We start from the raw sequence: 20,194 nt of genomic DNA on the forward strand, positions 1-20,194 counted from the left end.
TAAAATGCAGGTGAAACCGCCTTCTTGGGAGGCCGGAATCTTCGTATCTCAAATGATGCTGTATAATTTCGGGAGGGGAACCATGGAAAGAACGTTTTTAATGGTGAAGCCGGACGGCGTGCAACGCGGGTTGGTCGGCAGAATCATCAGCCGGTTCGAGGATAAAGGTTTTCAGTTAATCGCAGGCAAGCTGGTTCAGGTGACTGAAGCCCAGGCGAAGAAGCATTACGCAGAGCACGAGGGCAAACCTTTCTTTGACGAGCTCGTCGGCTTCATTACTTCCGGACCGGTATTTGCCATGGTGTGGGAAGGGGACGATGTTATCACCTTGTCCCGTATGGTCATCGGCAAAACGAAAGTCACGGAGGCGCTCCCTGGCACGATTCGCGGCGACTTTGCCGCCCATACGCCGTTTAATCTGATTCATGGTTCCGACGGGGTGGAAAGCGCGGAGCGGGAAATCGCCAATTTCTTTGCACCGCAGGAGCTTGTGCAGTACACAAGAAGCGTGAGCCCATGGATCTGAACCGGATGATCCCCGACCTACCTCGGGCAGACAACGCAGAGACGACACTGGACCCCGATTACCTCGGCTTTATCCTCAGCATCAAGAAGAGCACGGGGATCGATTTAGCGCAATACAAGGAAGCGCAGATGAAACGGCGTCTGACGACGCTACGCAACAAGAATGGCTATACGACATTTGCGGATTTCTATACGGCGATGATGAGTAACAAGCCGTTATTCTATGAATTTTTGGACAAGATGACCATTAACGTGTCCGAGTTCTGGCGTAACCCTAACCGTTGGGAAGTGCTGCGGGATTCGGTGCTGCAGGAGCTGGCGGCCGGACGTCCGAAGCTGAGGGTGTGGAGCGCGGCTTGCTCAACGGGAGAAGAGCCGTATACCCTGACGATGATCCTCGCGGATCTGGGGCTTCTGCCGAACACTTATCTGCTCGCGACGGATATTGACGACGGAGCGCTGGGCAAAGCTCAGGAAGGGTTATATCTGGAGCGTTCACTGAAGGATGTGCCGAAAGCGGTGGCGGAGCGTTATTTTTCACCGGAGGGTCATATGTTCCGGTTTGATCCCAAGCTGAAGAAAGCCGTGACGTTCAAGAAGCAAAACCTGCTGCTGGATACGTTCGAAGAGGGCTTCGACCTAATCGTTTGCCGCAACGTTATGATTTACTTTACGGAGGAAGCAAAACAAGGGCTTTATCATAAGTTTTCACGTGCACTTCGTCCAGGCGGCGTCTTGTTCGTCGGCAGCACGGAACAGATCTTCTCGCCCGGCCAATATGACCTGGAGGCGGCGGAGACGTTCTTCTACCGCAAGAAAGGGTAAGGGACGGATTCGAAGATCTGAATTCAAGATTCGATGCCGTTTCACTACTCACGAACTACTTCGCGATCCAAAGTTTTGGCTTCTTAGCGTCGAGAAGGTTGGATGAAGAGGGGAGTGAGTAGCGGAGCGTAGGGAAACCTACGTGAGCAACGGAGCGAGCATCTGAATTCAAGATTCGATGCCGTTTCACTACTCACGAACTACTTCGCGATAAGAAGCCAGTCCTACGGTATATTCTTGACGGTTATTTCCTATACTTGGACCATACAGTCAATGGAGGTCAGGTCATGGACAAGCGAAAAGTGATCGAAGCTTACCGGCGGGGGTTCTTGACGCCGCAGGAATGTGCGCAGGTACTGGGCATCGAAGGCCCGCATTTGAAAAGGATGCTGGAGGACTTTCCACTAGACCCTCGTCGCGCCGTTTCCTTAGAGAATCAACCCGCTTCGGGACTGAGATAGGCCGAAGGATGGCCAGAACCAATTAATGATCGGCAACAGCGTCGTGATTTCGCCAGACAGGGCGGGATACGGCGCTTTTTTTACGTGGATGTATTGGAAGCGTTCTTGACAGCCGGAGAGGGTCTTCCTATAATAATTAATAAATTCAGGTCAGGAGAGGTTTCATCGATGAGCGATTCGGACGACCCGGAGAGTAGCAACACCGTAATTAACAAGAATAGCCTATTCGTCATCGACGGATTTCAGGCATAATCTGCATCCATTTTTTTGGCTGCAGGTTATGCCTTTTTGCGTATATCCGCAGGGCGACAACCTCAAACTAAACTGGGGAAATTTTTGGAGGTGGAATGAATTGTTGGAACTATTGGTCATTCTGATCTTAATTTTGATTAATGCTTTTTTTGCCGCATCAGAAATCGCCTTGATCTCCCTAAACGATAACAAAATCAAAGCGATGGCGGGACAGGGCCACCGGAAAGCGAAGGTCATCGTCGGTTTGCTCGGCGAGCCCAGCAAGTTCTTGGCCACGATTCAAATCGGGATTACCTTGGCGGGCTTTTTTGCCAGTGCCTTTGCCGGAGAGAGCTTTGCCGGTGACTTGGCTGCTTATCTGATTCGCCTCGGGTTGCCGATTTCCGAAAATGTGTTAAGTACAATCTCACTGATCGTGATTACGCTGCTGCTCTCCTATTTCCAATTGGTACTTGGAGAACTGGTGCCGAAGCGGGTCGCGATGAAAAAAGCCGAAGCCATGGCGATGTTCGCGGCCACGACGTTGTCGGTGTTGTCCAAAGCAACCGCACCGTTCGTGAAGCTGCTGACCACGTCCACGAACCTGCTCGTTCGACTGTTTGGCATCGATCCGAATGCCACCGATGAGGAGGTCTCCGAGGAAGAGATCCGCATGATGCTGGACACCGGGGAGGAAATGGGGACAATTCAGCCGAGCGAACGGTTGATGATCAACAATATTTTTGATTTCGATAACCTGACCGTATCGGATATCATGACGCACCGCATCGATGTCGTGGCGATTCCCGTGGATGCCGATCAACAAACTGTGGCCGAGATCGCTGACAAGGAGCAGTATACTCGGTTCCCGGTGTACGAGGAGACGGTCGACAACCTGATCGGAATTTTGCACAGCAAGGATTTGATCCGTTTTTTGCGCACCGGGGAGAAGGAAAACTGGAATTTGCAGGAGCTGGTGACGCCGCCGTATTTTATCCCGATATCGAAAAAAACAAATGAGCTCTTCGAGGAAATGCAGCAAAATCGCATCCATATGGCGATTGTGGTGGACGAATACGGCGGCACTGCCGGGATCGTGACGATGGAGGATTTGCTGGAGGAAATCGTCGGCAACATCTATGACGAGCACGATGAGGAGGAGCGAGAATATGAGCAGATTGGCGAGGGCAGCTATCTGTTTAGCGGAACGATCTCGCTCGACGATGCCCAGGACATCCTGGGTATCAAGCTGCCCATCGAACATTACGATACGCTAAGCGGTTTTATGATTGGGCAACTGAAGCGCATTCCGACGATCAACGAAAAGCCGGAGTTTGAATACGGCGGCTATGTGTTCGTTGTGCGCGAAGTTGGGCAGCATCGGATTCGCAAGCTGTCGGCTACCAAGCTGTCCGAACCGAAGCAGGTGTTTTCGGCCAATGTGGTTCCGGCTGAATAAATGGCCTAGCGGCAGCCCGCCCGGATTTTGTGAGCCTCGAAATAGAGGTGGCGCAAATATCCGGTTCGGGTACGCCGCACAGCTGATGTGGCACAGGGAACCGGACGGTGCTGGAGAAGATAAAATGAATCACCACGTGACAGAATGCAGCAATCAATATTATAATGAGCAAAGATATCATCGGGTTTTAGCTCTTTACAGTTTAACAGTTTAAAGGGGGAACGCAACAACATGAGTTTACGATACTTAACAGCGGGGGAAACACATGGACCCCAGTTGACTGCGATTATTGAAGGATTGCCAAGCCACTTGCAGCTGGATTTTGAAGCGCTGAATTTTGAACTGGCCCGTCGTCAGAAAGGGTATGGCCGCGGACGGCGGATGCAAATCGAGAAGGATACGGCACAAATCGCCGGCGGCGTCCGGCACGGGTATACCACGGGAGCGCCGGTGGCGCTGATCGTGGAGAATAACGACTGGAAGCACTGGCAGAAAATTATGAATATTGAACCGATCGAAGGAACGGATGAGGAGAAGCGCAGAGTGCATCGTCCTCGACCAGGGCATGCCGATTTGAATGGCGGGTTGAAGTATAACCACAAAGACCTGCGAAACGTGCTGGAGCGTTCCAGTGCACGTGAAACCGCGGTTCGTGTCGCCGTTGGAGCGGTGGCCAAGCAACTGCTTGAACACTTTGGTATTCGTATCGCCGGCCAGGTCATCCGTATTGGTGAAATCGAAGCGCCGTCTCATAACCTGCCGCTAGACGAGCTGGCAAGAGTAACGGAAGCTTCTTCGGTACGGGTTGCCGACGCCGAGACGGAGAAGAAGATGGAAGCTTATATCGATAAAATCAAGGAGGAAGGCGATTCCGTCGGCGGGATCGTCGAATGCATCGTCGAAGGCGTACCGGTTGGGCTGGGCAGCCATGTACAGTATGACCGCAAGCTGGACGGACGCATTGCGCAAGCGGTCATGTCAATCAACGCGTTCAAAGGCGTGGAGATCGGCATCGGATTCGAAGCGGGGACCCTTCCGGGCTCCAAGGTCCATGACGAAATCTTGTACAGCGAAAAACGCGGCTATTATCGGGCCACGAACCGGCTCGGAGGTTTCGAGGGCGGAATGACCAACGGCATGCCGATCGTCGTTCGCGGCGTAATGAAGCCGATTCCGACGCTGTACAAACCGCTGCAAAGCGTCGACATCGACACTCGCGAGGCATTTGCCGCGCAAGTGGAGCGTTCGGACGCCTGCGCCGTTCCGGCGGCTAGCGTCGTGCTGGAGCACGTGGTCGCCTGGGAAGTCGCTAAGGCGTTCCTAGAGAAATTCGGCGGTGATTCGATCGGGGAGATCGAGCGTAATTACAAGGGTTACCTGGCTCAGCTGGAGGAGTATTGATGAGAACGCTGCAGGTTGACTTGGGCGAACGTTCTTATCCGATTTATATCGGCGGCGGATTGCTGGAGAAAGCCGGGGATTTCTTCGAACAACATCAGCAGTCGACGAAGAGCCCCGTCCTGATCGTCACTGACGACCATGTCGCGCCGAAGTATTTGCCGGTTGTCGAAACCTCGCTGCAGGCCAAGGGCTACCGGACGGTCAGCAAAGTCGTCAAAGCCGGAGAGAAGTCCAAATCGCTGGACGTCTACGAGGAAGTCATGACCACGGCTATAGAAGGCGGTTTGGACCGCCGCTCAGCCGTGGTAGCACTTGGCGGCGGCGTCGTTGGCGACTTAGCTGGCTTTGTGGCGGCGACGTATATGCGCGGCGTAACCTTCGTGCAGATGCCGACGACGATTTTGGCCCACGACAGCAGTGTCGGGGGGAAGGTCGCGGTAAATCATCGGTTGGCGAAGAATATGATCGGCGCTTTTCATCAACCGGAGATGGTGTTGTATGACGTGGACAGCCTGCAAAGCTTGCCGCCTCGCGACGTCCGAGCCGGACTGTCTGAAATGATCAAGCACGGCTTGATCTGGGATGCGGCTTTTGCAGACTGGTGCCGTGAGCATACGGCCGACTTGCTGGCTCTTGATCCTGAAGCGCTTGGTTATGGATTGACGCAAGGCTGCTCGATCAAGTCCCAAGTCGTATCCGTTGATGAACGGGAGAACGGACTCCGCGCGATCCTGAACCTCGGGCATACGTTAGGCCATGCGATCGAAGCGATCGGCGGATATGGTGAATTTCTGCATGGTGAGGCGATTTCGATCGGAATGGCCGCCGCGGCGAAGCTGGCGGTGAATCGGGGCAGAGATCCGCAAATTTACAAGCAAACGGTATCGATTCTGAGCGGCTTTGGTCTGCCGACGGCCATGCCGGCTCATTTGAACGAGCAGGATGTAATCGGAGCGATGATGCACGACAAGAAATTCAAGGAACAGACGATGGTATTTATTTTACCTTTAGCGATCGGGCGAGTGGAAATTGTCTCAGATGTGACTTTGGATGAAGTTCGCCAAGTGATTGCTGAATTGAAAGAGGAGGGACAACATGTATAACCGAGGCATTCGTGGAGCAACAACGGTAGCCCGCAACGAGGAGCAGGAGATTCTGGACGCGACGGCGGCGTTGTTGAAAGAAATCGTAGCGCGTAACGAAATCGAACCCGAGGATATTTGCAGTGTCTGGATCACGGTTACACCGGATCTGGATGCCACCTTCCCGGCCCGTGCCATTCGGGTCTTAAGCGGCTGGGATATGGTTCCGTTGATGTGCTCGACGGAGATCCCTGTGCAAGGCGCCCTGCCTAAATGTATTCGCCTGTTGATTCAAGTGAACACAACCAAAGGACAGCGGGACATGAAGCATGTTTATTTGAACGAAGCCCGCAGTTTGCGGCCGGACCTTAGCGTTTCCGGATCCTAAGCAGGTTTGGGTTGCCAAACGGGCTGTCGATAAGGTATAGTTATTTTAGATTTTAGATGAGTGTAAGTTAGATGAGAGCAAGTTAGTTGAGCTGTTTGAGATTTTTGAGAGTTTTGAAATGAGACATTTTAGAGCTGAGTAGAGTATAGTTGAGATGAGCTGAGTTTAGCTGAGCGATAGCCTGTTTCCGGGCGCGATTCTTGTCATTTCCTTTTGTGAGGAATGTGAGGTATACGCGTGATTCGGAGCAGTGCTTTCCCATAAACCGCAAATCCCAGAACCTCTACTTCGGTAGAGGTTTTTTTATTTGGCTCTGAACCAAACCGAAAAGGAAGTGAGAGACATGGCAACCCCGCAAGTAGAACAGGTCATTGCTTTGGCGAACGAATACAATCTGATTCCGATTGCCCGTACGCTGCTCGCCGACATGGAAACCCCGATCCGTATCTTCCGCCGTATCGCCCAGCGGGAGCGGGCATTTTTGCTGGAGAGCGTGGAAGGTGGCAGTCAGTGGGCACGGTATTCGTTTATCGGCACAGACCCGTTCCTGACCATCTCGGCCAAGAAAGGTGAAATTACGATCGGTCGTGATGGCGGCGAAGAGCGGCTGAGCTCGTCCCGGCCCGTTGATGAGCTGAAGGCGATCCTGCGGGGCTACCGCAGTCCGAAGCTTCCGGAAATGCCGCCGTTTACAGGCGGAGCGATCGGGTTTTTCGGTTATGATCTGCTGCAGTATTATGAGAAGCTCCCTGCACATCAGGTCGATGACCTGAATCTGCAAGATATGCAGTTTATGTTCTGTGATCAAGTGATTGTGTTCGACCACGTAAAACAACGCATTCTGCTCGTGGCCAATGTACATGTCAAGCCAGGCGATCGCGATGAGGATATCCGGAGGGCTTATGCGGAGGCGGAGCTGAAACTGGACCTGGCGGCTGATCTGCTGCAGCAGGAAGGGCCGGGCGAGAGCTTTAACCGCAGGCCGTTGCCGGTGGTGACCGACCTCGGTGACGTTAAGTCCAATCTGACGAAGGAGCAGTTCATTGCGAATGTGGATAAGGCGAAGGAATATATCCGAGCGGGAGATATTTTTCAAGTGGTACTCTCGCAGCGATTCCATATCGAAACTGAAGTTGATCCGCTTCACGTATACCGTGTTCTGCGGACCCTGAACCCATCGCCGTATATGTACTATCTCAAGCTGGACGAGGAAATTATCGTTGGCACGTCGCCCGAGGCGTTGGTGAAAGTGGAGAATGGCCGGGTGGAGACTCGTCCGATTGCCGGAACGAGACCGCGGGGGGCCACGGAAGCGGAAGACTTGGCGCTGGAAGCAGAGCTGCTGCAGGATGAGAAGGAACGGGCGGAACACCTGATGCTGGTCGACCTTGGCCGCAACGATTTGGGCCGCGTCTCCGATTTTGGCAGCGTCACTTGCGAATCCTATATGGATATCGAGCGATACTCTCACGTCATGCACATGGTATCTAAGGTGTCCGGCAGGTTGCGGGATGATAAGGACTTCTTCGATGCCTTTCTATCTTGTCTACCGGCTGGGACGGTCTCCGGCGCGCCGAAGCTGCGGGCGATGGAGATTATCGCGGAGCTCGAACGTGAAGCACGCGGGACTTACGCCGGGGCCATCGGATACCTCGGGTTCTCGGGGAACATGGATTCCTGCATTACGATCCGCACGATCGTGTTCAAGCAAGGGAAGGCTTATGTGCAAGCGGGCGGGGGCATCGTGTGGGACTCGATTCCGGAGAACGAATATCAAGAGTCGGTAAATAAAGCCAAGGCGCTCTTGACGGCGATCCGTACAGCGGAGCAGATGTTTCCTCCTCCGGCTCGGCACGATGACGTTATCAATCAGGATTATCTTTACGAATATACCCCGGGGAACTAAAGAGAGGAGCGAATCGAGATGACAGGACAGCAAACCGTTCAGGCGGGCATCGGCCGCTTGATCGAAGGACAACATTTGGCGCGGGAAGAAGCGCGCGGCATGATGCAGGCCATCATGAACGGCGAATCAACTCCGGCTCAAATCGGCAGCCTGTTGACGGCACTGCGAATCAAAGGGGAAACGGTAGAGGAGATTACCGGCTTCGCGGAAGCGATGCGCGGTGCCTCCAGCCGGATTGATACGGAAACACAGAAGCTGCTGGATACGTGCGGAACGGGAGGTTCCGGCATCCATAAAATCAACGTGTCGACGACGGCAGCCATCGTTGCGGCATCGGTATCGGTCCGCGTGGCTAAACATGGTAACCGATCGGCTTCCGGCCGTTCAGGCAGCGCCGATGTGCTTGAGGCATTAGGCGTCAATATTCAACTGGACGCCGGACAGGCGAAACGCTGCCTTGACGATATAGGCATTTGTTTCATGTTCTCGCAACTGTATCATCCTTCGATGAAACATGCGGCGGGACCTCGCAAGGAGCTGGGCATCCGTACCGTCTTCAACATGCTGGGGCCGCTGACGAATCCGGCAGGGGCGGATCGCCAGGTACTGGGCATCTATGATGGCGGAAAAACGTCAACGATTGCCGAAGTGTTGCGAGAGTTGGGCTCCAAACGGGCGCTGGTCGTCAGCAGCCGGGAAGGGCTGGATGAGATCAGCATTTCGTCCCCAACACGGGTATCCGAACTGAAAAACGGCGAGATTACGACCTATGATCTTCAACCGGAAGATCTAGGGCTTCGCACGTATCCTCTGGAGGCGATGATCGGCGGCGATCCGCAGACGAATGCGGAGATCGTCCGATATGTGTTGCAAGGGGCGCCAGGAGCTCACCGGGACGTTGTTCTGGCTAACGCGGGCGCTTGCGTGTATGTAGCCGGTCTTGCTGACAACATTCGTGAAGGGGTCGCCATCGCTGCGGAAGCGATTGATTCGGGGAAGGCTTTTAACAAGCTGGAGCAGCTTATTCAAACAACGGAGGAATTAAGTTATGTATCTTGAGCGGATTGTGGAGACGAAAAAAGCGGAGGTCGCGCGTTTGGCGGAAACCTTCTCCATCGCAGAAGCGGAACGACGCATCGCGGAGATGACGCCGACACGCGGCTTCCACTCCGCCCTTACGGCGGGCCGGAAGAGAGACATGGGGTTAATAGCGGAAGTAAAGAAGGCATCGCCCTCCAAAGGGCTGATCCGTCCGGATTTCCATCCGGTTCAGCTGGCAGCGGCTTATAAAGCGGCGGGAACCGACTGCATATCCGTGCTGACGGATGAAACGTATTTTCAAGGCAGCAGGGCCTACTTGAGTGCGATTCGCGAGGCGGTAAACGTGCCGCTGTTGCGCAAGGATTTCGTGATCGACGAACGGCAGATCTACGAAGCTCGGCTGCTTGGGGCTGACGCGGTGCTGTTGATCGCAGCGATTCTGAGCGATGCCCAGCTGCGGGACTACTTGGCACTCGCCACGGCACTGGGGCTCGACGTATTGATTGAGGTCCACGACCGAGAGGAGCTGGATCGGGTCCTGGCACTGCCTGCAGCGAAGCTGATCGGCATTAACAACCGGAATCTGCGGAACTTTGAGGTGTCCTTGGAGACAACGACCGCGCTGGCCGCACTGGTGCCTCAGCATGCGACACTGATCAGTGAGAGCGGGATTCAGACGCGGGAAGATGTGGAATTTTTGCAGAAGAACGGCGCACAAGGCGTGCTGATCGGGGAAACCTTTATGCGACGGGACAATGTTGGGGACGCGGTACATGACTTGATGGGGCCGGTATTTCAAGCTGCAGAACCTGACAAAAACGCAGAGGGGACGACGTATCATGGGTGAAGTCGCGGTAAAAATTTGTGGACTTCAAAGCGTTGAAGTGCTAAAATCTATGGTGAACTTACCCGTAGATTATGTCGGATTCGTGTTTGCCAGAAGCAAGCGCCAAATCAGCGGAAGCCGTGCGGCGGAGCTGCTTCCCGTGCTTCGAGAGTGGAGCTCGGGGGCGGTTCCCCAGAGCGTTGGGGTTTTCGTCAATCCGACCTTGGAGGAGCTGGACGAGGTTTTGCGGCAGGCGCCGCTGGACATCCTGCAGCTCCACGGGACGGAAAGCCCGGAGTTTTGCCGGAAGGTCAAAGATGCTTATTGCGTCAAGATTTTCAAGGCATTTCCGGTGAAAACGGACGGAACGGTCCATGCCGGCGCTACCTTGGCGGAATATGCCGGCGTGCTGGACGGGCTGTTGCTCGATACGTACGACCCGGAATACGGCGGAGGCTCCGGCATCACTTTTCATTGGGCGGCTGCAGAACCTTATCGCCAATGGGCCATAGATCAAGGGGTTCCGTTCCTTGCGGCCGGCGGACTACATCCCGATAATGTAGAGGTGTTGATCGAGACTTTGCAGCCGGACGGTGTTGACGTCTCAAGCGGGGTTGAAACGGACGGCGTAAAGGATATCGCGAAAATGACAGCATTCGTAGAGAGGGTGAAGGGATGATGAAGCAGGTACCGGATGAGCATGGACGTTTTGGCCCTTTTGGAGGCCGTTATGTACCGGAAACGCTGATGAACGCATTAATCGAATTGGAAGAATCCTATTCGAAATATAAAGATGATCCCGAGTTTCAAGCGGAGATTGCTTATTTGCTGAAGCAGTATTCCGGGCGGGAGACGCCATTGTATTACGCGGAACGCCTGACGCAACATCTGGGCGGAGCCAAGATTTACCTCAAACGCGAGGATTTGAACCATACCGGTGCGCATAAAATCAACAATGCGATCGGGCAAGGGATCCTGGCCAAACGGATGGGGAAGCAGAAAGTCATCGCCGAGACCGGCGCGGGCCAACACGGGGTGGCAACTGCCACCGTTGCTGCTTTGTTAGGTCTGGAATGCAAAGTGTTCATGGGCGAGGAGGATACGAAGCGGCAGCAGTTAAACGTGTTCCGGATGAAACTCCTTGGTGCAGAGGTCGTTCCTGTGATGTCAGGTACACGGACGTTGAAGGATGCTTGCAACGAGGCGCTGCGCTATTGGGTCAGCAACGTGCATGACACGTTTTATATTCTGGGGTCGGCCACCGGGCCGCATCCGTATCCGATGATGGTGCGGAATTTCCAACGCATTATCGGCGATGAAACACGGGAGCAGATTTTGCGGGCGGAAGGTCGGTTGCCGGAGATGCTCGTCGCTGCGGTAGGCGGCGGGAGCAATGCGATCGGGATGTTTTATCCGTTTGTCGAGGATCAGGAGGTTCGTCTCGTAGGTGTGGAAGCCGCCGGCAAAGGTGTCGATACTGAATTCCATGCCGCAACGATGACCAAAGGCACGAAAGGCGTCTTCCAAGGCTCGATGAGTTATTTGCTGCAGGACGCATTTGGTCAGGTGCTGCCGGCTCATTCGATTTCCGCCGGTCTGGATTACCCGGGGATTGGTCCGGAGCATTCCTATCTGAAGGATATCGAACGCGCGAAATATTATCCGATTACGGACCGTGAGGCCCTGGATGCGCTCCAATTGCTGAGCCGGACCGAGGGAATCATCCCGGCGCTGGAATCGGCGCATGCGGTGGCGCAAGTTGTGAAGATGGCTCCGGCGATGAGCAGGGATGAGATCATCGTGATCTGCTTATCGGGCCGCGGGGATAAGGACGTGGAATCGATTATGGCGTATACGGAAGGCGGGGGAACGATATGAGTCTAACAGCAGGCCGTTTGCTCGACGACACATTTGCGAAGCTGAAGACGGCGGGGAAAACCGCGCTGATTCCGTTTATAACCGTTGGTGACCCGGATCCGGAGACAACCCTCGACATTTTGGCGGCTCTGGAGGAAGCCGGTGCCGATGTGGTGGAGTTGGGTGTACCTTACTCTGACCCGTTGGCGGACGGTCCGGTCATTCAACGGGCCTCAGAGCGTGCCTTGGTCCATGGGATCACGGTCGCTTCCTGCATCGAGACAGCCGCTAAAGCTCGAGAACGGGGAATTCGACTTCCATTCGTCTTGTTTACTTACTACAATCCCGTGTTTCAAATGGGATCGGATCGTTTCTTTGCCGCTGTGAAAGAAGCGGGGATCAGCGGTTTGATTATCCCGGATTTGCCTTATGAAGAGGCAGAGGAGGTTCTGGGGTTAGCGGATGCAGCAGGCGTTAAGCTGATTCCGCTCGTAGCGCCAACGTCTAGCGGACGGATCGCGCAAATTCTGGAGCGTGCCCGCGGGTTTGTATACTGCGTTTCCTCGCTGGGCGTGACTGGTGAGCGCGCTACGTTTAACGCTAGTGTCGATGATTTTATCGCATCGGTTAAAGCACAAACGGATTTGCCCGTCGCTGTTGGTTTTGGCATCTCGAGCCGCGAGCAGGTTGAGCGTTTTGCTGCAATCTGTGACGGCGCGGTCGTCGGCAGCGCGATCGTACGAAAGATCGAAGAAAGCCTGTCTCAGTTGGCGCAGGCTTCCACCCGAGACCAAGGGTTGTTGCAAATTCGCGACTTTGTGGCAAAATTGAGATTATAGTTTTTTGGAACAGCACAACAAGTCATTTGAGGGAGGAACCTATCCATGTTGCCGAAACCCCAGATCGTCAATTTGCCGGTGTATCAACCCGGTAAACCGATTGAAGAAGTAAAGAAGGAGCTTGGGCTCGACGAAGTCATCAAGCTGGCTTCCAACGAAAATCCATATGGCTGTTCACCGCGCGTCCGTGCCGCTATCGAGCAGGAACTGGCTAACATCAGCTTGTACCCCGACGGCAGCGCAGCAGAGTTGACCGACGTGTTGGCCAGCCGGCTTGGCGTTAGGAAAGAACAGATTATTTTCGGCTGCGGTTCCGATGAAATTATCGCTTTGATCACCCGGGCATTTTTCTTGCCTGGCGATGAGACGGTGATGGCGGACCAGACGTTCAGCGTGTATAAGAGTAATGCCGACATTGAGGGAGCCGTAAGCATCGAAGTGCCGCTAAAGGATGGCACCCACGATTTGGAGGGAATGCTCGCAAGTATTGGAGAGAAAACGAAGGCCGTCTGGATCTGCAACCCCAATAATCCGACAGGGACGATCGTGCCTCATGCTGAGCTTGTATCTTTTCTGGACCGGGTTCCGGGACATGTGCTGGTCGTATTGGATGAAGCGTACTCAGAGTATGTTACCGATTCGGCATACACGGACGGAATTGCTTTGCTGAACCAATATCCCAATCTGGTAGTGCTCCGCACCTTCTCCAAAATCTACGGTCTCGCCTCGCTGCGTATCGGTTATGGGGTGGGTCAACCGGGTGTTATTAAACTGATTAACCAGGTTCGCGAACCGTTTAATACATCTCGGATCGGTCAAGCGGCGGCCAAGGCGGCTTTGGCTGATCAAGAATTCGTGGCTGATTGCCGTACCAAGAACCGTGAAGGCATTGCTTATCTGTATGGCGAGTTCGAACGGCTGGGTCTTACGTATTTTCCGGCACATGGCAATTTCATTATGGTTGATGTTCAGCGTCCTGCCGGGGAAATGTTTGGATCGCTGCTGCAGTTAGGTATTATCGTGCGTGCGGGCTTCTCGAAGTATCCAAGTTTCGTACGGGTCACGGTGGGATCCGCCGAACAAAACGCTAAATTCGTGACCGCCTTGGAGCAGGTGCTTGGTAAATCGGCAACTCGGGTTTAATCTCCTAATTTATTCGCAGAAAATGAGTGAGAAACGATGACAACGAAAATTGCCATTTTTGGCGTTGGTTTGATCGGGGGTTCGCTGGCGTTGTGCCTGAAAGGCAAGCCAGGTATCACGGTCGTCGGCCACGCCCACCGTCCGGAATCCCTGAAACGCATCGAAGAGCGCGGCGTCGTTGACGCCGTGACTCTGTCCATGGAAGAGGCGGCGGCGGATGCCGATTTTATTTTTTTGTGCGTGCCGGTAGGGCTCCTGGAGGATTACCTGCAGAAGTTGACTGAGCTCCCGCTGAAGCCCGGCTGTATAGTGACCGACGTCGGAAGCACGAAGGCGGCTGTCACCGCTTGTGCGGCGAGGATATCTCGCCCGGGGGTGCATTTTATCGGCGGCCATCCGATGGCTGGATCGGAACGTTCCGGCGTCGAGGCCGCCTCGACGCTCCTGTTCGAGAACGCTTTTTACGTATTAACTCCGTCTCCCGACGTACCGGAAGCTGCTTACCATCGTTTGGAGCAGCTTCTGACGCACACTAAAGCGCAAATCGTCCGTGTCGATCCGGTCATGCATGACGAAATCGTTGGAGCGATCAGTCATCTGCCGCATATCATTGCGGTTGCCCTGGTGAATCAGGTACGTGATTACAACGATGGCAACGGGTTGTACCGCATGCTGGCCGCCGGCGGTTTCCGCGACATCACACGGATCGCTTCGAGCGACCCGGTGATTTGGCGAGACATCCTGCTCAGTAACCGCGAAGTGCTGCTGGGCTTGCTGAAGGATTGGAACCGCGAGATCGAAGGGTTCATCTCCTTGCTCGAGGCGCAGAACGGAGAAGGGATCGAGGTTTCGTTCCAAAAAGCGAACCAGTTCCGCAGCGAGCTGCCGGAGCGGCGCAAAGGAGCGATCACCTCGTTGTTCGACATCTACATCGATGTGCCCGATACCCCGGGGATCATTGGGCAAATCGCGACCGAGCTGGGCCTTCGCCACATCAATCTGAGCAATATGCAGATCATCGAAAGTCGCGAGGATGTCCCGGGCGTGCTGCGCCTGTCCTTCCGTCAGGAAGGGGAGATGGAGAGGGCGAGAGCGCATCTCCAATCCCTAGGCCACACCGTCTACGTTTAAGAGGATGTTTTAAATTCGGCTTTTGATCACGAAGGGGAATCGAGGGGAAGGCTCGGCGTCGAATCTTGAATTCAGCCGGGCCTTCCGCTGCTCACGTAGCTTTCAGCTACGCTGCGCTGCTCAGTCCCTAGCTTCATTCAACCTTCTCGGTGCTGAAAAGCCGAATTTAAAACTGGATTGGAAGAGGGTGTTATAAATTCGGCCTTTTGATCACGAAGGAGAATCGAAGGTGAAGGCTCGGCGTCGAATCTTGAATTCAGCCGGGCCTGATTTGTGATTTCAGCTAACGGAACCAGAAGACCTTATTTCGGACAAAAGCATTTCTTTTGTTACCACTTAAGCGCAGTAAGGTCACTGGAGTCCGTTATACACTTATAGCGTAATCAACACATCCATGCTCCTATTTCCACTACAAACCGGCGACACAGGTATGATTTTGATGTCAAACTATATAGTTAGCGGGATATGGCAACCCCTTGTACAATGCGAAATGAAAGCGCTCAAAAAAAGTGTTGACAGAATGAAAACGTATACATATAATAAAAGTACAGTATGGTTTCTCTCCACTCCTATCCAATAACTTCTTGCTCGTGAGTGAGCAAGGACCGCTTCGAAGGAAGCGGTCTTTTTTTTGTCTTTTTAACGCAGCGGGCCAGCAATATATACGAAAAATCGAATAGATTTCGTCCGTTTTGCTGATTTTTCATGCTTATGTAGGCCGCGGGAGGGCGGTAGGCATGATTATGTATGAAATTTCGAATAAAACTCGTACATTTGGGCGTTGACGACAAATCGAATTCGACAAATCGAATACAATGGAACAACTCACACAGGGGTTAGCGGCAGAAGACATTCGTCGACTCTGATAAACGAACCTGCCTGATGTCCAAGCATTACCTCGCCAAGCTGATGAGCTGTTGCTTGCGATAGGTGAGCGGGCTAACGCCGTATTTCTTCTTAAACGCCTTGCTGAAGTAGTAAATGTCAGGAAAGCCGGCTTGTTCGGCGACTTCCTTAATAAGCAGGGAAGGCTGCAACAGCAACTCGCAGGCTTTGGCCAGCCGGATTCGATTCATCTCCTCGATTAAGGTCCGGCCGGTTTTTTGTTTGTACAAGCGCGATAGATGGCCATAGCTCATATGCAGCGAGGCCGCCAACGCCTCCACATTGAACCGGTCCCCGCGAAAATCCTCCAAATAGACCTCCACTTTGCGCAGCAATGCGTCCCGGGCTTGTACCGGCTCTGTTGCCGCTGACCCATGGCGTGCGGTTACTCCGGATAAAACCTCCAGCAATTGCACCAAGAGGAGGCGCAGATAAAAAGGGGATCGCCCGCTTTCTGCTTCGGCAAAGAACTGAAGCAACAGCGACCGGATACCGTCATTGTCGCGGTAAGCGCCGGGGGGCCAATCTTTCAGCTGAGCAAGCCGTCCGAGAAAGCTATCGTCCGCGGCATCTGCTTCGCCTGTTGAGGGCCGAAACCGCCATCGCAAGCAGATCCCTTCATGCGGATCCTCGCGGGAATAGTCGTGAGCATGAGTCATCCCCGGTGGAATGAGGAAGAATTCCCCCGCATGCACCATCACATCCTGATCGATGAAGCGGGTTTGCATTCGACCGGACAGGACGTAGTTGAATTCATACCAGGTATGGGCGTGGGGAGGGCATTTTCCCGAGCCGCCAGTTTGTTCTATCACGATATCGACCCAATCAACGACGGCATCTCCAGCAACGATTTCACCACAGATTCTGTTCAGTGCGTACGCTAGTTCATTACGCCATTTTTTCAAATCCACGGGCAGGGGCTCCTTTGTTCATAATAGCTCCATCATATCATAATTGGACAAAAATTAATGAGGATAAGTAATTTACTTCGCCGGGACAGAATCGGAAAATGAGAGGGTAGGCTAACTCATATTCAGGGGAGGTACCCGATACGATGTTCTGGACGGAAGAGAAATTAAACGCGAGGATACGCGAGCTGGAAGCATACCGATACCGCGATGCCCAGCCGATCGAGGCATTTCGCGCGCAGGTGGACGAAGAAGGGCACATTGGCGCCAGACCGCCCGAGGAGGGGCCGTGGTCCACGATGCAGGCGGGAGATCGCTGGGAGGGTCGAGATCTTTATATATGGCTGGAGACAGATGTTGACCTGCCGAGAGCTTGGAAGGGACGTCAAATCGTTGGCGTATTTGACTTTGGTAATACGGGCGGAGGGAACAACTCCGGGTTCGAATCACTTCTATATGTCAACGGAGAACCGTTCCAAGGCGTGGATATGAATCACCAGGAAGTATTTTTCCCGGAGGAGGCTTCCGGCACGAAAGTTAAGCTGCAGTTCCGCTTATGGTCCGGCCTCGAGGGCGGCGGGAAGCCGCAAGTCCAGGAGCACCGGATCAAGCGGGCGGAAATCGCCTGGCTGGACGGAACGGTTGATCGCTTATATTATACGGCCCGTGCGGTCATGCAGACGGTGGAAGTGTTGCCGGCGAACGCGCCAGAGCGGACCGATCTATTGACGGCGCTGGATCGCGCGTTCCTGCGGATCGATTGGTCCTATCCGGGATCGGAGGCGTTTTACACGTCGCTGACCGAAGCCGAGGAGCAATTGACCCAGGCTGTGGCGGGAATGAAGAAGACGTCGCCGGTCACGGTCCAATGCATCGGACACACCCATATCGACGTCGCCTGGTTATGGCGGCTGAAGCACACGCGGGAAAAAGCGGCGCGCAGCTTCAGCACCGTGCTTCGCCTGATGGAGATGTTCCCGGAATACGTGTTCCTGCAGACGCAACCGCAGCTTTACGAATATATTAGGCAGGATTACCCGGATCTTTATGAACAGATCAAGGAACGCGTCAAGGAAGGGCGATGGGAAGCAGCCGGCGGGATGTGGCTGGAGGCGGACTGCAATTTGACGAGCGGGGAATCGCTGGTGCGACAGTTGCTGTACGGGACGCGCTTTTTGCGTGAGGAGTTCGGCCAAGAGTGCACCTACTTATGGCTTCCGGACGTGTTTGGCTACAGCTGGGCCCTGCCGCAGATTTTGCGTAAATCGGGTATTGACACGTTTATGACAACGAAAATCAGCTGGAACCAGTATAACCGCATGCCACATGATACGTTCCACTGGCGCGGCATCGACGGCAGCGAGGTACTGACGCACTTCATCACCACGCCGCAGGACGGCAGTTTCTGGTGGTATACCTATAACGGTAATATTGAGGCGTCCAGCGTGCAGGGCATTTGGGAGACGTATCGCGACAAGGAAGTGAACAAGGAGCTTCTGCTCTCCTATGGGTACGGCGATGGTGGCGGCGGCGTCAACCGCGAGCATCTGGAGCTGCGGCGGCGGCTCGATGAGATGCCGGGGCTTCCTCGCGTAACGACCGGACGGGCGGACGATTTCTTCGCCAAGCTGCATGAGACTGTTGAGGCGGCGGATCGCTACATCCATACTTGGGACGGCGAATTGTACTTGGAATACCACCGGGGAACTTACACTAGTCAGGCGTACAACAAGAAGATGAACCGCAAGCTGGAACTGTTGTCCAGGGACGCCGAATGGTTGCTTAGTCTGCAGGCGCTTCTGGCGGGCGGAAACTGGGAGGCTTATCCGAAAGCGAAGCTCGACGAAAGCTGGAAAACGATCCTCCGTAACCAGTTCCATGACATCATTCCAGGCTCGTCCATTCCGGAGGTGTATCGCGATTCCAAGCTGGGATATGCGCAGGCCGAATCGTTGCTGGAGTCATGCCGCGAGCAAGCCATTCAAGCCATGACAAGCGATGCGGGGGATACGTACACCGTGTGGAATCCAACCTCCTGGCCGTTTAGCGGCTTGGTTGCCCTTGAGGACCAAACTGCGGGATCGGATTGGATCCAAAATGAGGGTCAGCCGCTGGAATCCCAGCTGGAGGGGACGACGCTGTGGGTGCATGTGAAGGATGTGCCGCCGCTTGGATTTATCACGATCCAACGCAGGAAAGGCGGGCAGGCGGATACTGCCGCGAGCGAACCGTTTAAAGCGCGGTCAAACGGGATTGAAACGCCAATCTATCGCATCGAATGGAACGATCGTGGGCAGCTTACTTCGATCTATGATCGCGCGGCCGGACGCGAGGTGTTGGCCCCGGGCGAACGAGGGAACGTGCTGCAGGTATTTGAAGATAAACCTAAAATGTTTGAGGCTTGGGACATCGATGTGTTCTACCAGGAGAAGTTGCGCGAGGTCGAGCAACTTCAAGATTGTGAGGTTGTCACAGGTGCGTTGCGCGCCGTCGTTACCTTCACTTGGACTTACATGAGCTCGACGATTCGCCAAGAGATGATTCTGTATGGCGACAACCGGCGGATTGATTTCCGGACTCGGGTCGATTGGCAGGAGCGTCAACAGCTGCTGAAGGTCGCTTTTCCCGTCGACGTGCGCGCCACGGAAGCCACCTACGATATCCAGTTCGGCAACGTCAACCGACCGACACATTGGAACACGTCCTGGGACCTCGCTCGCTTTGAAACGGTGGGTCATCAATGGGTCGATTTGTCCGAGCACGGGTACGGGGTCAGCCTGCTGAATGATTGCAAATACGGCCACGACATTAAAGACCATGTGATCCGGTTGTCGCTGTTGAAATCGGCTACTTATCCGGACCCGCAAGCAGATCGCGGCGAGCATGAGTTTACGTACGCCCTGTATCCTCATGAGGGACATTGGTCCGAGGGCGGCACCGTACAGGCGGCAGCGCTGCTAAATCATCCGGTTTACGCCACGCCGGGCCAGGCACAAACCGCTTCCTTCTCGCTCCTCCAAACGAGCGGCAGTGCTGACGTCATCATTGATGCGGTGAAAAAAGCGGAAGACGGCGACGGCCTCATCGTCCGTTTCCATGAATACAAAGGGGGCCGGGGCCGCGTTCGTTTGCAATTCGGAATGCCGGTGGTCTCCTGGCAGGAAACCGATCTGATGGAACGGGCGTCTGGAGAGCCCTCCACTGCAGCGGAGCTTGAGTTGTCGGTATCACCGTATGAAATTAAGACCATTCGGTTGCAATTTAAATAACAAAATTGCGCAGTACG

17 protein-coding genes are annotated in these 20,194 nt (G+C 54.2%); 16 read left to right on the forward strand and 1 reads right to left on the reverse strand.

Going from position 1 to position 20,194, the window contains the following annotated elements:
• Window positions 1-82: 82 nt before the first annotated feature.
• From ndk to M0651_RS04085, 15 genes are all read left to right on the forward strand, one after another.
• Window positions 83-526 carry a nucleoside-diphosphate kinase gene (gene ndk, locus M0651_RS04015; RefSeq protein ID WP_248550546.1) on the forward strand — a complete coding sequence of 148 codons (444 nt, stop codon included), beginning with the start codon at window positions 83-85 and terminating at the stop codon, window positions 524-526.
• Window positions 517-1,350, forward strand: a complete 834-nt coding sequence (locus tag M0651_RS04020; RefSeq protein WP_248550547.1) for a CheR family methyltransferase — start codon at window positions 517-519, stop codon at window positions 1,348-1,350. Before ndk ends, M0651_RS04020 begins: the two co-directional genes overlap by 10 nt.
• A 287-nt stretch (window positions 1,351-1,637) precedes the next feature.
• Entirely contained in the window at window positions 1,638-1,811 is a 174-nt protein-coding gene (locus tag M0651_RS04025) for a hypothetical protein (RefSeq protein WP_248550548.1), read from the forward strand.
• Window positions 1,812-2,163: 352 nt separating this feature from the next.
• Window positions 2,164-3,501 (forward strand): hemolysin family protein, encoded by a 1,338-nt coding sequence (locus M0651_RS04030; protein ID WP_248550549.1) that lies wholly within the window; start codon window positions 2,164-2,166, stop codon window positions 3,499-3,501.
• Between the two features lie 231 nt (window positions 3,502-3,732).
• Window positions 3,733-4,902 (forward strand): chorismate synthase, encoded by a 1,170-nt coding sequence (gene aroC / locus M0651_RS04035; RefSeq protein WP_248550550.1) that lies wholly within the window; start codon window positions 3,733-3,735, stop codon window positions 4,900-4,902.
• Window positions 4,902-6,005, forward strand: a complete 1,104-nt coding sequence (gene aroB, locus M0651_RS04040; RefSeq protein ID WP_248550551.1) for a 3-dehydroquinate synthase — start codon at window positions 4,902-4,904, stop codon at window positions 6,003-6,005. The genes aroC and aroB overlap by 1 nt, the downstream gene beginning before the upstream one ends.
• Complete coding sequence (aroH, locus tag M0651_RS04045) at window positions 5,998-6,372, forward strand: chorismate mutase (protein ID WP_248550552.1); 375 nt, start codon at window positions 5,998-6,000, stop codon at window positions 6,370-6,372. The genes aroB and aroH overlap by 8 nt, the downstream gene beginning before the upstream one ends.
• A gap of 343 nt (window positions 6,373-6,715) precedes the next feature.
• On the forward strand, window positions 6,716-8,278 hold the full coding sequence (trpE, locus tag M0651_RS04050; RefSeq protein WP_248550553.1) for an anthranilate synthase component I: 1,563 nt from the start codon (window positions 6,716-6,718) through the stop codon (window positions 8,276-8,278).
• An 18-nt stretch (window positions 8,279-8,296) separates the two neighbouring features.
• Window positions 8,297-9,337, forward strand: coding sequence for an anthranilate phosphoribosyltransferase (gene trpD / locus M0651_RS04055; RefSeq protein ID WP_248550554.1), 1,041 nt, complete (start codon window positions 8,297-8,299; stop codon window positions 9,335-9,337).
• Window positions 9,327-10,166, forward strand: a complete 840-nt coding sequence (gene trpC / locus M0651_RS04060) for an indole-3-glycerol phosphate synthase TrpC (RefSeq protein ID WP_248550555.1) — start codon at window positions 9,327-9,329, stop codon at window positions 10,164-10,166. The genes trpD and trpC overlap by 11 nt, the downstream gene beginning before the upstream one ends.
• The gene (locus M0651_RS04065) at window positions 10,159-10,824 is read left to right on the forward strand and encodes a phosphoribosylanthranilate isomerase (protein ID WP_248550556.1); all 666 of its coding nucleotides are present in this window, start codon (window positions 10,159-10,161) and stop codon (window positions 10,822-10,824) included. Before trpC ends, M0651_RS04065 begins: the two co-directional genes overlap by 8 nt.
• A complete protein-coding gene (gene trpB / locus M0651_RS04070; RefSeq protein ID WP_248550624.1) occupies window positions 10,824-12,023 on the forward strand; it encodes a tryptophan synthase subunit beta in 1,200 nt (399 codons plus the stop codon). Before M0651_RS04065 ends, trpB begins: the two co-directional genes overlap by 1 nt.
• Window positions 12,020-12,841 carry a tryptophan synthase subunit alpha gene (gene trpA, locus M0651_RS04075; RefSeq protein ID WP_248550557.1) on the forward strand — a complete coding sequence of 274 codons (822 nt, stop codon included), beginning with the start codon at window positions 12,020-12,022 and terminating at the stop codon, window positions 12,839-12,841. Before trpB ends, trpA begins: the two co-directional genes overlap by 4 nt.
• 45 nt (window positions 12,842-12,886) lie before the next feature.
• On the forward strand, window positions 12,887-13,984 hold the full coding sequence (gene hisC, locus M0651_RS04080) for a histidinol-phosphate transaminase (protein ID WP_248550558.1): 1,098 nt from the start codon (window positions 12,887-12,889) through the stop codon (window positions 13,982-13,984).
• Between the two features lie 36 nt (window positions 13,985-14,020).
• Entirely contained in the window at window positions 14,021-15,115 is a 1,095-nt protein-coding gene (locus M0651_RS04085; RefSeq protein WP_248550559.1) for a prephenate dehydrogenase, read from the forward strand.
• Window positions 15,116-16,008: 893 nt separating this feature from the next.
• On the opposite strand, the gene M0651_RS04090 is transcribed toward M0651_RS04085, so the two are convergent.
• A complete protein-coding gene (locus tag M0651_RS04090; protein WP_248550560.1) occupies window positions 16,009-16,911 on the reverse strand; it encodes a helix-turn-helix transcriptional regulator in 903 nt (300 codons plus the stop codon).
• 143 nt (window positions 16,912-17,054) lie between these two features.
• On the opposite strand from M0651_RS04090, the gene M0651_RS04095 reads away from it, so the two are divergent.
• A complete protein-coding gene (locus M0651_RS04095) occupies window positions 17,055-20,177 on the forward strand; it encodes an alpha-mannosidase (protein ID WP_248550561.1) in 3,123 nt (1,040 codons plus the stop codon).
• Window positions 20,178-20,194: the final 17 nt, after the last annotated feature.

The organism is Paenibacillus mellifer, from assembly GCF_023195895.1.
GTDB classification, from domain to species: Bacteria; Bacillota; Bacilli; order Paenibacillales; family Paenibacillaceae; genus Fontibacillus; species Fontibacillus mellifer.